Source organism: Serratia sp. (in: enterobacteria) (genome assembly GCF_046715635.1).
In the GTDB taxonomy this organism is placed as follows: domain Bacteria; phylum Pseudomonadota; class Gammaproteobacteria; order Enterobacterales; family Enterobacteriaceae; genus Chania.
In genome coordinates, this window is the sequence record NZ_JBKJYW010000438.1 from 1 (window position 1) to 13,663 (window position 13,663).

The 13,663-nt window shown below is 51.5% G+C and carries 14 protein-coding genes; 4 read left to right on the plus strand and 10 right to left on the minus strand.

Annotation, left to right across the window (positions count from 1 at the left end; genetic code table 11):
- Positions 1-261: 261 nt before the first annotated feature.
- Positions 262-819: a fimbrial protein gene (locus ACLQ7H_RS22860; RefSeq protein ID WP_411754638.1), complete on the minus strand. Its 558-nt coding sequence runs from the start codon at positions 817-819 to the stop codon at positions 262-264.
- A 471-nt stretch (positions 820-1,290) separates the two neighbouring features.
- On the opposite strand from ACLQ7H_RS22860, the gene ACLQ7H_RS22865 reads away from it, so the two are divergent.
- A complete protein-coding gene (locus ACLQ7H_RS22865; RefSeq protein ID WP_411754639.1) occupies positions 1,291-2,007 on the plus strand; it encodes an EAL domain-containing protein in 717 nt (238 codons plus the stop codon).
- 21 nt (positions 2,008-2,028) lie between these two features.
- Positions 2,029-2,619 (plus strand): helix-turn-helix transcriptional regulator, encoded by a 591-nt coding sequence (locus ACLQ7H_RS22870; protein ID WP_411754640.1) that lies wholly within the window; start codon positions 2,029-2,031, stop codon positions 2,617-2,619.
- A gap of 77 nt (positions 2,620-2,696) precedes the next feature.
- On the opposite strand, the gene ACLQ7H_RS22875 is transcribed toward ACLQ7H_RS22870, so the two are convergent.
- The 3 genes from ACLQ7H_RS22875 to ACLQ7H_RS22885 are packed head-to-tail and all read right to left on the minus strand — an operon-like array spanning position 2,697 to position 4,446.
- Complete coding sequence (locus ACLQ7H_RS22875) at positions 2,697-2,987, minus strand: pentapeptide MXKDX repeat protein (RefSeq protein ID WP_411754641.1); 291 nt, start codon at positions 2,985-2,987, stop codon at positions 2,697-2,699.
- Between the two features lie 60 nt (positions 2,988-3,047).
- On the minus strand, positions 3,048-3,836 hold the full coding sequence (locus ACLQ7H_RS22880; protein ID WP_411754642.1) for a molybdopterin-dependent oxidoreductase: 789 nt from the start codon (positions 3,834-3,836) through the stop codon (positions 3,048-3,050).
- A gap of 10 nt (positions 3,837-3,846) precedes the next feature.
- Positions 3,847-4,446 (minus strand): cytochrome b/b6 domain-containing protein, encoded by a 600-nt coding sequence (locus tag ACLQ7H_RS22885; RefSeq protein ID WP_411754643.1) that lies wholly within the window; start codon positions 4,444-4,446, stop codon positions 3,847-3,849.
- Between the two features lie 150 nt (positions 4,447-4,596).
- Between ACLQ7H_RS22885 and ACLQ7H_RS22890 the strand changes: the two genes are divergently transcribed.
- Both ACLQ7H_RS22890 and ACLQ7H_RS22895 read left to right on the plus strand, forming a co-directional pair.
- Complete coding sequence (locus ACLQ7H_RS22890; protein ID WP_411754644.1) at positions 4,597-5,310, plus strand: winged helix-turn-helix domain-containing protein; 714 nt, start codon at positions 4,597-4,599, stop codon at positions 5,308-5,310.
- A 3-nt stretch (positions 5,311-5,313) separates the two neighbouring features.
- Positions 5,314-6,780, plus strand: a complete 1,467-nt coding sequence (locus ACLQ7H_RS22895; RefSeq protein WP_411754649.1) for an ATP-binding protein — start codon at positions 5,314-5,316, stop codon at positions 6,778-6,780.
- On the opposite strand, the gene ACLQ7H_RS22900 is transcribed toward ACLQ7H_RS22895, so the two are convergent.
- From ACLQ7H_RS22900 to ecpA, 6 genes are all read right to left on the minus strand, one after another.
- Positions 6,719-7,405 (minus strand): LuxR C-terminal-related transcriptional regulator, encoded by a 687-nt coding sequence (locus ACLQ7H_RS22900; RefSeq protein ID WP_411754645.1) that lies wholly within the window; start codon positions 7,403-7,405, stop codon positions 6,719-6,721. The two genes, ACLQ7H_RS22895 and ACLQ7H_RS22900, sit on opposite strands and share 62 nt — an antisense overlap.
- A gap of 101 nt (positions 7,406-7,506) precedes the next feature.
- A complete protein-coding gene (locus tag ACLQ7H_RS22905) occupies positions 7,507-8,142 on the minus strand; it encodes a hypothetical protein (protein ID WP_411754650.1) in 636 nt (211 codons plus the stop codon).
- 33 nt (positions 8,143-8,175) lie between these two features.
- Positions 8,176-9,819 (minus strand): fimbrial adhesin EcpD, encoded by a 1,644-nt coding sequence (gene ecpD, locus ACLQ7H_RS22910; RefSeq protein WP_411754646.1) that lies wholly within the window; start codon positions 9,817-9,819, stop codon positions 8,176-8,178.
- Entirely contained in the window at positions 9,809-12,292 is a 2,484-nt protein-coding gene (locus ACLQ7H_RS22915) for a CS1-pili formation C-terminal domain-containing protein (protein ID WP_411754651.1), read from the minus strand. Before ACLQ7H_RS22915 ends, ecpD begins: the two co-directional genes overlap by 11 nt.
- 115 nt (positions 12,293-12,407) lie before the next feature.
- Positions 12,408-13,076 carry a hypothetical protein gene (locus ACLQ7H_RS22920; RefSeq protein ID WP_411754647.1) on the minus strand — a complete coding sequence of 223 codons (669 nt, stop codon included), beginning with the start codon at positions 13,074-13,076 and terminating at the stop codon, positions 12,408-12,410.
- 77 nt (positions 13,077-13,153) lie between these two features.
- Positions 13,154-13,663 (minus strand): common pilus major fimbrillin subunit EcpA (ecpA, locus tag ACLQ7H_RS22925; RefSeq protein ID WP_411754648.1); only part of this gene is annotated, 510 nt, incomplete at its 5' end.

Sequence of the window (13,663 nt, forward strand, 5' to 3'; positions counted from 1 at the left end):
CGTGTGCCATTAACAATAACGCTGGCAAAAGCGCTGCTGCTGAAAAGCACGGCCATCAGCAATACGCTGTATTTCTTAAACGATGTTTTCATTTTAATATCACTACTATAGAAATACAGCGGGGGAAAAGTTTCCACCCGCCAGAATAGATACCCGATAATTTTCACCCCCTGAAATTAGAGGCCATCAAGGCGAAACTATTCGCCCGACAGCTCGCAGGGAGGAAATAACGTGATAACGTTAAAAGCGACGGGTAATAACTTATTGGTAGATGATGGTGTATTGTACGTTTGAAGTCACATCACCAGCGCCCGCCGCTGCGGTGGCGAAATATTCCGCATAATAGTTCAGATCGGCTGAATCACCGTCTTTGGCAACGGCAACCCACTGGGAGTTAGTCTGTGCACCGTTGTTGGTGGCAGCCAGAATTGGCAGGAACTGGTTGTTGCTACCCAGCAGCTGGATTTGCACGTTGGTCGCGGCATTGGCTTTGGTTTGGTTATTCAAACGACCCGTTTTGAAATCAACGGTTGAACCTGGTTCGAAATAGGTTGCTACCTGGCCTTGAGAGCATTTGGTCAGGTTAATCGCGAATGGCGTACGGCCCGCAGTAGCGCTAACCGCATTCAGGGTAGAAGAAGATACGGTTGGCAGAGTAACGGTAAAATCTTTACCACCCGGGGTGCTGATAGTACAGGTCTGGTCGGTCACCTTACCGTTGAAAGTAATAGTGCCATCGGCAGCTTGTGCTGAAAGAGAAGGAATAGCGGTGGCGCATACAGTCAGTGCTAATACAGCAGACAGCTTAGAGATTTTCATATTTTCGACTCTCGGTGAATTAATACATCCATTAAGTACATTCAACGATGCTACTCCCTGTCCGGAATGAAGCCCGATGAATCCATTGCCCGGCGAAATATAGTCCAAGAACATTCTCATTGATAAATCGTTTAAAACATTCATAACGCCCCTTATGATAGGAAAAAACTATCAACAAATACGTATCGATCGATGTTGACGATTTACCATGTTCGTAATAATCTTAATCCGTCAAGTTTAGCGGTCAAAAAAATCGATAAAACGCCGAAAAACCAGAATATAACTCTGTTAATGCGCTTTCAGCCATCTTGAGCGCAACCGTGTTCCCTCTGAAATTTCAATCTTTTAGAGGAATTTACCACCCGATAAGATGATTCTTTCTTTAATAAGATTATTACCAATAAACAGCCATTTATTTCTTTGTTTATTGTTTAAAATCATACAGATAAATTTCAATCAAAGGATTGAGGAATGCGCAGCGCTTTTAACGATAAAAATAACGGCATTAATTATGTTTTCCAGCCTATGTTCGCTAAATCAGGGCAACTGCTGGCCGTTGAATGTTTATCGCGCTTCTCATTCGATAGCGAATTTGCGCATTTCTCTCCAGAACAATTTTTCCAGCAGGCCGACAGGGAAACCCGCGTCGAGATCCTGCATCAACAAATTGAATTGATAGAAAAATACCGTGACTGGTTTCAACAACACCAGATCATTGCCACCATCAATGTCGACGACCATTCGCTGCAGGCGCTGGCAAACGGTGCGTTGGCCGATAAAATCCGCGCGATGAATTGCCTGCATTTCGAAATCAACGAAAACGCCAGCAGGCTGGTAAAAAACCACGTCCATAACGATCCCTCTCTGAATAATTATTCATTTTGGCTCGATGATTTTGGTTCTGGCTATGCCGGGTTTTCCGCCTTGTATAACAGCCGATTCCGCTTCGTTAAACTCGATCGACAGCTGCTATGGGACTTTATGAAAAAGCCCGGCGGTGAGGGGTTGATGCGCGCATTGTTGCGTTTTTTTCACCTGAACCATTATCGAGTGATTATCGAAGGGGTTGAAACACACGAACAAAAAAAATGGCTAGACGAAATGCCCTATTATGCGCTGCAGGGGAAGCTGTGGCAGGAATCCAACATCAACGATTTAAATCAGCTGCTTGCTGCTGAATACTTTTAACTCATTATGGGTATCCCCAATATGTCTAAAAACAATGTCCTGGTGATTAGTGAGTGTAAGTACAGCTATGTCGGGCTTTCAATGCTGTTGAAAAAGCATTATGGCAAGTACGATATCAAGCTGTTTTCGGACTTTATGCATGGAGGCGCGAAGGCAGAGAAGATTATCAAGCATGATATTGCGCTGATTTTCACCTCGCAAAATCTGGAACAAAGCGTCAACGTGATCGAAAGCCTGGTGTCTGTGCATCAGCAACACATGAGCACAACGCGTATTCTGGTGTTTTATGATGATGAGCGGGTGGCCAAGCTTTTGGCGATCCTGGGGATCTCGGTAGAGCTGGTATCGGCACGCATGCCGCTTTATCTCCTGCAGGAAAAAGTGGAAAACCTGTTGGCGAGTGAAGAGTCGGGGCAATTGAAGGTGCAGAAAACCCGTGAGCTCAGCCCGGCAGAAAGTGATGTGATCTTCAACCTGCTGCGCGGTGATAGCCTGCTGAACATTGCGGCCAAGCGTGGCACCCATCCAAAAACAATTTTTTCACAAAAATACAGTGCATTAAAGAAGCTGCGCCTGCGAAATATGAGCACCATTTTCGTCGCCGGAAATTGAGCAAAAGGGGCGGACTCAGCGATTGGGCGCGCCCCTTGCCGTGCCAGAGACAGGATAACTGGCGGTCATGGCACCTTTTACTGGCTCATAGCGTCTTTCTTCATACCCTCTTTAGCCATGGAATCTTTCTTCATGCTGTCTTTGGCCATGTGATCCTTCTTCATATCATCTTTGGCCATAGAGTCTTTCTTCACGCAGTCTTTACCCATGCACTCTTTTTTCATGCCCTGTTTAGCCATTCCATCGTGAGACATCTGGCTCATACCCTCCTTTTTCATCGCGTCCTTGCCCATGCTATCGGCCGCATTGGCTCCGGTGATACCCAGCATCAGTGCGCTACACATCATCATGGCAAATAACTTTTTCATGGTATTTCCTTTTGTTGGTTAATCGGCACGCGTCGTGCCATGAAACTGCACCGGCGGCAATCAACTACCGCCAAACCAGTTGTAACCTTGGTCTTCCCAGTAACCACCGGGAAAGTGGTTAGTGACTTCGATCACTTGAATATGTTTGGGATTCTTGTAACCCAGCTTGGTGGGCATCCGCAGTTTCATCGGATAGCCGTATTTACGCGGCAAAATCTGCCCGTCGTAGGTCAGCGCCATCAGCGTTTGCGGATGCAACGCCGTGGCCATATCGATGCTGGTGTAATAGTCATCGGCACATTTAAAGCCGATATAGCGGGCGTTAAGATCTGCGCCAATCGCCTTCAGGAAGGTGGCAAACGGCACCCCACCCCATTTGCCGATAGCACTCCAGCCTTCGACACAGATGTGCCTGGTGATCTGGCTGATTTGCGTCATCTGATGCAACTGTGCCAACGTCCAGGGTTGCTTGTGCAGTGCCAGCCCCGCCACTTCCAGCCGATAATCGTCACCGTTGATATCCGGCGCCTGATCCTCGCTATAGAAGGCATTAAACGGGAATGGCCGAGTGATCATCGATTCGGCATACTCTGGTGCCAGATGGTTGGCATTGAACAGCCAGCCCTGAACCCGATCGTTGAAGCGTGAGATGCGGCTCAAGGCCTGATCTACCTGAGCGTTATCGCTGAGATCGCAGCCACTCAGCATCGCCACGCCCCCCAGGGTCAAGCCATTGCGCAGAAAACGGCGGCGCGACGACGATGCCAGCTGGCGCGTTAACAGGCGTTGTGCCTCTTTAACGATATCCAGACCTTCGCTGAGGCTGAGAGGTTCATTTTCCGTTTTCATCTGTGTCTCCTTAGCGTCCACGCAACATGGCCAGCAACGTACGTGGCACCAGGGCCACCATCACCAGATGTATCACCACGAAGCCAACCAGCGCCGTCATGGCAAAAAAGTGCACATAGCGGGCCGCGTCGTAGCCCCCTAGCAGGGTACGTAACAGGGGAAACTGCACCGACTTCCACAACACCAGCCCAGAAAGCACCATCAGGATGCTGACCACAATAGCCACCAGATAGGCCACACGCTGCACCATGTTGTAGTGGCGCAGATCGGCGTGGGACAACTTGCCGCACAATGCGGCCCAGAGATCGGCCACAAACTGCCTGGGGCTGAGCGGCCAGAATTGGCATTTAAAGCGGCCACTGAACAGATTGAGCAGCAGATAGCACAGGCCGTTGATGCCAAACAGCCACATGCCGGCAAAATGCCATTGCAGCGCGCCCCCCAGCCAACCGCCTAGCGTCAGCTCGTTGATAAAACTAAAGTTAAACAACGGGGAAGCGTTATAAATGCGCCAACCGCTGGTGACCATAATCAGCATGGCAAGTGCGTTCAGCCAATGTGTCAGCCTTAGCCACAGCGGGTGGATAAGGGTCTGTTTCGCCGTGATCATCGCTTCTCTCCTGCCCCCTATCGGTTCGATGTCGGCAGTATTCAACGGATTTGTTCCCCAAGACCTCACGCAAAGTTAAATAAAATGTGATCACTTCCAAGGTGGGGGTTGTGTAGACTTCAGGTAGGCCAGTTAACCGCGGTAGAGAAAATGGAAAAGGCAAAACGAATCTTGATCGTCGAAGACGACGGCCATATCGCCGAACTGTTGCAACTGCATCTGCGCGATGAAGGCTATGACATCAGCCACGCGGCCGATGGCAATCAGGGCATGGCAATGCTGGAACAAGGAGGTTGGGACGCGCTGATCCTCGATCTGATGCTGCCGGGCATCGATGGCCTGGAAATCTGCCGCCGCGCCCGCAATATGACGCGCTATACGCCAATCATTATCACCAGCGCCCGCTCTAGTGAAGTCCACCGGGTGCTGGGGTTGGAACTGGGCGCAGACGATTATTTGGCCAAACCCTTTTCCATGCTGGAGCTGGTCGCCCGCGTCAAAGCCCTGTTCCGCCGCCAAGAGGCGATGACCCGTAATCTCCGGATGGAGGCGGGAACGTTAAGCATGAACGGGCTGGAGATCGATCCCATCGCCCGCGAAGTGCTTTTGAACCAGCAAACGGTGGAACTGACACCGCGCGAGTTCGACCTGCTGTATTTTTTCGCCCGCCACCCCGGCAAAGTGTTTTCCCGCCTCAGCCTGCTCAATCAGGTCTGGGGCTATCAACATGAAGGGTATGAACACACGGTGAATACCCACATTAACCGGCTAAGGATCAAGATTGAGCGCAACCCGGCAGAACCCGAGCACATCCTCACCGTGTGGGGTAAGGGCTATAAATTCGCGGCTTCGCCGCAAGGGTAAATGATGAAAAATCTCACGCTGACACAACGCCTGACTCTGGTTTTCGCCCTGCTGCTGCTCATCTGCTGTTCGATCTCCGGTTGGTTACAGGTACGCAGCAGCACGCAATATAGCCAGGCGGTGATCCAACGGCTTTCCTCCAATCTAGCGCAGCATATCGCCACCAGCAACCCACTGTTGAGTTCGCAGGGCTGGAACGATCGGTCGGTGCATACCCTGTTCGATAAACTGATGGCAGTTAATCCGAGCGTTGAGGTTTATCTGCTGGATAAACAAGGCAATATCGTCGGCAACGCGGCACCTGCCGGGCACATAAAACGCCAAAAGGTCGATCTGTTGCCGATACAGGCACTGCTGAATGGGGCCGAAATGCCCCTCTATGGTGACGACCCGCGCAATCTCAATAACCAAAAAGTCTTCAGCGCCGCGCCGCTGCGGGTAAATGGCGAGATTGAAGGCTATTTGTACGTGGTGCTGCTGGGGGAGGATTATGATGCGCTGGCCAATAACGCCCAGATCAACTCTGCCATTTATACCGCGCTGTGGTCGATGGGGCTGGTGGCACTGTTCGGGCTGCTGGCTGGGGGAATTGCCTTCCACTGGGTGACACGCCCAATCCGCCGTCTGACCCAGCAGGTTAGTGCGCTGGATGGCGACGGCATCGCAGCACTGCAAGCCTATGCCAATACCCCTGCGGAGAGTCACAGCCGTGATGAGGTTAGCCAGTTGCAGCAGGCATTCCGCCGTATGGCACAGCGCATTACTGAACAGTGGCAAACGCTATCGCAACAGGACCAGCAACGGCGCGAGTTTATCGCCAATATCTCTCACGATCTGCGTACTCCATTGACCTCACTGCATGGTTATCTGGAAACGCTGTCGGTGAAATCCGCCAGCCTGACACCCACCGACCGTCAACGCTATCTGGAGATCGCCCTGTCGCAGAGCCGCAAAGTCGGGCGGCTGGCGCAAGAGCTATTTGAACTGGCAAGGCTGGAGTACGGCGTAGTGAAACCTCAGAAAGAGCCTTTCTCCCTCAGTGAGTTAGTGCAGGACGTATTCCAGAAGTTCGAATTGGCCGCCGAGGCTCGCCAACAGCGCCTGCTTGCCGATATTCAGCCGGGGATCCCCCAGGTGTTTGCCGATCTGAGCATGATGGAACGGGTGCTGACCAACCTGCTGGATAACGCGATCCGCCATACGCCAAGCGGTGGAGAGATCGAAGTGCGCCTGTGGCCGCAGGGGAATAAGGTGATGGTTCAGGTCAATGACAGCGGGCCAGGCATTCCCTTGGAGCTGCGCCCAGATCTGTTTATCCGCCCGTCAATTCTCAACCATGCCCGCCGACATGCGGGGGGCTTGGGGCTGATGATTGTCAAACGCATTCTGCAGTTACACGACAGTGACATTACGCTAGTGGATCAGCAGCATGCTGGAGCCTGCTTTCGTTTCTCCGTGTCGGTAAGCTAGAATCGCTGTAACGAGTTCTGAACGCCAAAAGCAGCTGCATAAAGCCAACCTGATTCAACCCCAGCTTGCGCATGATATTCAGCTTATAGGTGCAAATGGTCTTATAGCTGCGCCCGATAACCTGAGCGGCGTGCTGCGCATTGGCTCCGGCAACCATCACCCCCAGGACGCGCCATTCACAACCTGATAATGGCAACTGTTCCTGTTGCAACAACTGCCGCATCGCTGGGCTGCGATAACTGGCAGTGGGGTGGGCCGTCGAAATGGCTGCCAGCAAATAATCCACATTATCGCGCTTGGCCACTAATGAGAGGTGTTTTTGCGCGGCAAGCAGCGACAAAATATCCGGGTTGACGATGTCGGTGAAAACCACCAGGGACGCCTTTGGCCAGATCTGACCGACGCTCAACACGAATCGCACTACCTGATAAATGTCTTCGATATGATGGTAAAGCTCCATAATAACCGTTTGCTGTTCATTATCATTAAGTGACGAGACAATATTTTTCAGCCTGCTTAGATGGTTGATTTTATTATTGTTAGGATCAATCAAAGCCTGCAGGCCGATATTTACCAAAGGATGGGGGTCAAAGAGAATATAAGTATCGTTATAGAAAGTGTGCATAATCAACTATCCTATTAAAAATATACTATTTTTTAATTTAAAAACAACCACCCCTAACAGGCATTTCTTGCCGAACGGCCAATAAAATATAATGTAGCCATTTAAATACAGCTTTTATCTACGTTGATAAACTTGTCATTATAAATAATAAATTTCTGCCCCTGTAGTTTGATACCTGGATGCGATAGCGTATCCCCTGGGCGTAAATACTCGGTGATCCCCTCTTCATCGGTGCTATTACAGCCCGGTTTCAACAGGAATTTAAAAAAGGTATTACCGGTGTTTTTGAGCGTACCGCGCTGCTTGTCGAGCTGGTAGGCAAACTGGGTCTCACGCGGTCTGACCACTAGAATGGTATCCATCACCACGATCGGCTCCAGGTTGGCACCGGCTTTCTTGTTCTGCCCGGTGGCCAGCAGGTTAGTCGGTACCTCGCGAAATGAGACGCGATAATAACGTTCTTTATTATCCTTCGGCCCATTGTAATAAAACTTGTAATATTCCCCCTGCCCGGCCCGCAGCGTCAGTTGCTTGGGAGCAAACAGCAATTCTCCCTCTGCCGGGCGGGTTCGCACCTCCTGCTCCCCTGGCCGATCGATGGCACGAATAGCAACCTGATAAAACCGCGCGCTGGCGTTATTGTTCAACACCCGTTTAGCGACAAAGGACTGATCCTGATCCATCGCAAACGTCATGGTACCCACGTTGATCGCCCCAGCGGTAAAAGGCAGGCACATTAGCCAAAGCAGCAGAGTTTTCACTTCATCCCCTTAATTGATATTGCGCCAGGTCGCCTCAACGTGGATCTCACCGGCAGCATGCACATCGCCATACCAGGCGTTGCTTTCAACCGTTTTCAGCGAGATCGGATCGTTCATCGGGATCCTGAATTTGACCTTGGTCTTGTTCATCACCCCCACGTCACCGGAAATATCATTCCATGGGGTGCTGCTCCACAGGGCGTTGGTCATATCGTGCCACTGGCTGTCACAACCGGCATCAAACACCTGCTCCGCCCCCGTGCTGGTGGTGATACTAAGCTGGGCCGGAAATGGAACCTGCGTAGTATTGTCTGGCGAGGAGAAAATACAGTAGTTGATCCCCCGCAGTGACTGCGTTGGGCCGGTCGCCATCACCCTGACCTGATCGGCGTTGGTCTTGGCGCTAGTGGTAACAATATAGCCAAACTCTAACGGTGGCTCTGAGGGACCAACATACCCTTCACGGTGCGGGTTGTTATCGTAATCCTCGGAAATAATGCTGATACTGAAATCACGCGGCTTGATGATCAGTTGGTTAGAGGTCGAGAACTCATACCAGCCCGATTCTGGCGAGGTGGTGTTCTGGAAACGGAAGTTAATCAAATTGCGCGTGCCGCCGTCGGTGATCCCCAGTTTGACCATCTGTTTGAAGAAGTTACTGGCAAAAAACACGTAAACGGCATTGCTGCTCTTCAACTCGTTAAACGTATAGTAGCTACCAGTACCCGAAGTGTTTTTCCAACTGTTGCCATTCAAACTGAATTGCAGATCGGCCGCATTAACTGCCGATGCCAGTGCGGCATGGTTGATCGACGGGAAAATATGGATCGAGGTGTTGCTGACGCTGCCATCCGTTTGCAGGTCGTAGCTGACCATCTTGCACATGATACCGCTGCGGGCACCGACGGTTTGGTTGCGGCAGTCCGCATTCCCTTCGCCGATAATCGGTATCCCGTCACTGTTGACGAACACTTCCGATACCGCATTGGTATTGATAAAACGCAGGTGTGCCGCTTTGTTGTGAGTGACATTACGCCGATACCAGGTTCCGCTGGTCTGATTCTGGCAACGCCCGCCACTGCTGGCGCTATAGGCAATGGATGTCTGACAGGCGTTAATCTGCATGCTGAACGACTCACCAGATCCCATCTGTTGGAGGTACTGATAAAAACTCGGTGACATCATGCCGTGCATCCATTTTTGTCCCCCGGGAGTAACGACCGCCCCGTAGAACCCTTTTTCATCGCTGGAGTCTGGCAGGATCAGGCTGGTATCCATATTGCAACCGGCATACCAGTTGATACAGCGCAGGCCAAGGAATGGATTTTTGATCGGCGCATTTTCCAACCACATATCAAAGCGGTAGTTGGCAATCAACCCATAGTTATAGCCGTTATCCACGTAGCCCAGGCTCTGCTGATAAATCGTGCCAGAACCGCCATATTTTAGCCCGGTCCATTTATTGGCGCCGGACATACGCGGATCAAGTACCCCAGCAGGGGTGACAAAGTAGTTATCGTCCGCATTGTTCTCAACAAAGACAAACTTCACCGTCGCAGCATCCCCCAGATTGGTCGGGTTCACCGCCTGTGCCGGGGTGATGTTTAGCAGCCCGCCAATCAACAACGCCAAACTTCTGCTATTAGCCTTCATTGCTCATATCTCCTGGTTGGCCCACTTTGGCGTAGGATTTCAAGCCACGGCAAACCACGTCGCCAACCCAGACCGCACCCTGTGCCTTGCTCAGGTCCAGCGCCACCTCACAGCTTTGATTGTGACGGTAGGTAAAATCGATCACCGGGAATTTCTTATCCACATCCATCACGAACTCCCCTTTCTCATCCGTACGGGTACGTCCGATATGGTTGTTAATATTGGCGTTGGCCAGCAACGTGCCATCCTCAGCCTTGATGCGGCCAAAGACCGTAACCATCTGTTTGATTTGCGGTTCGATCACGGCTACGTTACCTGGGTATAGCGTCAGGCTACTTTTACGCTTGGTGACGATATCGAAGCTTTCCGCCGAGTTTTTGTTGTTCATCAACTCCACTACATACTGACCATAAGGGGACAATGGCAGATAATTCTTGTCACCGGTCAGCTTGACGACGCGGCCATCCACGCGCGCGGTCAGCATGCCTTCGTTTTCCAGACCGGTATTGATAATGATCCCCGAGTTGCCTTCACTACGCCCACTCGCCGCAATATGACGCCCCTGCCAACCGACGCTGCCGTTGGCGGTCACGCTGGTATTCACGTAACCGTCCGCGGAGCTGCTAACGTTGACGGTGCCGGCGGAATACTTGGTGTCAAAACGCGCGTAGGCGCCGCCGTTAAAGCTGTTATCCCCATTGGTGTCCCCCGAGATGGCGCGCGACAGGTTGGCCCCCACGCTACGGATCGGCCCATCGGCGATCTCTTTACGTGCCGCAATATTGGCCGTGGTGTAGCCATTCTGGTTAGAAACCCCGGCGCTGAACCAGTTACCCAGCGGCAATGAGAAATCGAGCGCAATGTATTTACCGGTGTTGCCACCGGAATGGCCATTATTGTATCGCTGTACCCCGGCACGTACGCCCAGCGTGCCGTAACGGCCGGTAAACAGATTCTGGTAGTAATCCACGTTGTAGTAATGGCTGCTATTTTTCTTGTCATCGTTGTAACTCACGCTGAGCGTACCGAGGTGAGGCACTATCGCGCCCAAGTTCAGCGAGCCGCCGATCGCCCGGTTATGGGCATCGTTTTGGCGCAGTTTATTGCCAATAACCGTTTTTTCTTCGTTGGCCCACAGCGTACTGAAACCGCCTGGCAGCGTGGCGCTCACGGTGTTGATCAGCTTCCAGGATTGGTCGGTGGCCATCATGCTCTGCGTGCTAACCTGCACCGCATCGATGATGGGTATGCTTAAACGGCCTTCTGCCACCGAGGTCCCATCCAGGGAATAGCCGGACAGTGCCCAGTTAAAACGAGACAGGTAACCGGAGGCAGAAGCCCCCAACAGGTAGCTGTCTTTAGCTTCAGCGTAGCGATCGTTGTCACCACGCCACTCATCCATACGCACCATGCCGCCCCAATACTGCCAGAACATCGGCGCACCCGCGGCGTGCAGCGGACTATAGAGTTTGTTAACCCGCTGCATACGGCGGTTGATCACCTGACCATTGACGACCACCTCAACCTGTACATCGTAAATACCAAAAGGCAGCGTGCCGGTATCCACTTCGTGGTTACCCATGGCGAAATTCTGTACGCTGAGCAAACGGCCATCACGCGACAGGTGAACCTCCCCCGCCGAGGGGAAGAAGGCGACAATCGGCGTTAACGACTGGGTGTTATCAAACACCGTCGAATTGGCCCGGCTGCCATAGGACATGCCGTAGATTTTGCTCGAGTTGATAGTGGTCACTGGGCCCAGCGATTGCAGGTTCCAACTGTCGAGCATACCGGCGGCAAAACGCCGGCCGGCGAAGTCACGCTCATACATCACCTTATACAACGTTGAGTCCTGGTTGCTGCTGCCAATCCCATAGACAGAACCGTTCACTTCCACATGATGCTCACGCAAGGAGGTAACGTTATTCAGCGACAGATAACTGGAGGTAAAGCCTTCACTAGCTTTGGTGCGATTGTCGTAAACACCGAGGTTATAGGCCAACGTGCTGCTGAGCGTATCCACGCTCGACGCACCAATATCACTGGCACGCTCACGCAATACTGTGCCCAGAGCCGATTGTTTCACTACCAATTGCAGGTTCAACTGGCGGAAATCCAACGCCAGCCAGGCATCATCCGACAGCGCGATCCGTTGTTTATCGTCAAAGTCAGCGCCATTGAGGGCATCGAGCTGCTTGATGATGGCTGCCGTCAGCTGTGCGCCACCCTCATTATCTTCCAGGGTAATTTCGCTGATTTTCAAACGATTATTCTCAAGCACCAGCAATGCGCGCCCAATGCGTTGATCGTCTTTCAGGGTGCTATTCTGTTCAAAATGCAGTAATAACGGGATGCTCATCCCTTCACGCAACGCCATGCTGAAAGTTTGCGGGATCAGCACGCCATCAATTTGGGTTAACCCGGCGGCCAATGCCAACTGCCCAGGGATCATCACGACCGGGATAACGCTCATCCCCACCGCCACTGATATCTTGAGTAATGCACTATCCAGTGCTAGTTTCACGTCTAACTCCTTGAACTATTATGCATCCCTTTACTGCAACATCCCGTGGCAGCCCAGCTCGGTATTATTTAACTTGAATAAACTGTTCCCCGTACCAAAGCGCAATGTGGCTTTTCTTATCAGAGATTTCGACTTTGGACAGGCCACGATCCTTACCTGGCATGACGAAATAGTTTTCTTTGCAGATATTGCCTTCTTGCTTGTTCTTGCAAGGGCCGTAGGCCACCATTTTGAAGGTAGCATTGCCGGTATTGGCGACTTTGTTATTGGCAAACTGATGATTAAAATTAACCTGGCGTGGCGTAACCACTAAAATGGTGCCAATGCGCGCCGAGGTGGTGGCCACGCCATTGCGTTTGGCGGTATTCTGCCCTGCATCCGTCAATGCCTGATCGAACCAGACAATCCGGTAATAGCGCTCTTGATTATCTTCGGGGCCCTTATAATAAAAACGGATCACGTCCCTGGCATTGGCTGGCATCATCAGGCTGGCTGGTGACAATAGCATTTCATCTTTCGTTGCCATCGGGATCACAGTGCCCGATTCCGTCGGGTCGGAAATCCTCTCTATTTTGATATTCACCAGGCGGCCGCTATCCGTCGTATTTTTAATTTCTTTACTTAACGTCGCGCTATTACTGGGCATAAAGGAACTGACCGCGCCAACATCTAGTGCAAAAGCGCTAGAGCACAAAGAAAGCAACAGGGGAATAGAAAAATAGAAACGATTCATTGCAGTATTCCAAACTCTTTAGCTGACAAAAACAGGGGGTTCCCCCCCTGTTAAGACGCATTACTCTGGGGAAACGATTATGCGGTAGTCCAGGTAGCGTTGAACTCTACGCTCACGTCACCACTCCAGATACCTTCAGGCAGGGTGCTGAAATCAGTCACCGCAGTTGTGCCATCAGCAGTTGCGCCGATAATGCTGAAGGTGAACTGGTCTTGCGCGCTGGTGCGAACAGCGGTGTTATAAGCGCTAGACAGTGCACTCAGGTTACCGCCAAGAATACCGGCCTGGACATCGATCATGGTCGTCGCAGTGGCTTTCTCTACGGCTGCACCGTTGTAGCTAACACCTACATCCAGGGTAGAACCTGAGGTGTCCAACTGAGTCAGAGTATTGGAAACCAGTTTAGAGGTCAGTTTAAAATCGGTTGCGGTTCCTTCGCCCTCGATAGTTACGTCGAACAGACCTTTCTGGCTGTTGAAGCCTTTGATGCCTTCAGCATATTGGAAAGACAGGCTGCCGATTGGCGTCACAACCAACTTGCTGGTGGTATCTTTCTTGGCAGTGGCTGACCAGGTAGCCAAGGCTTG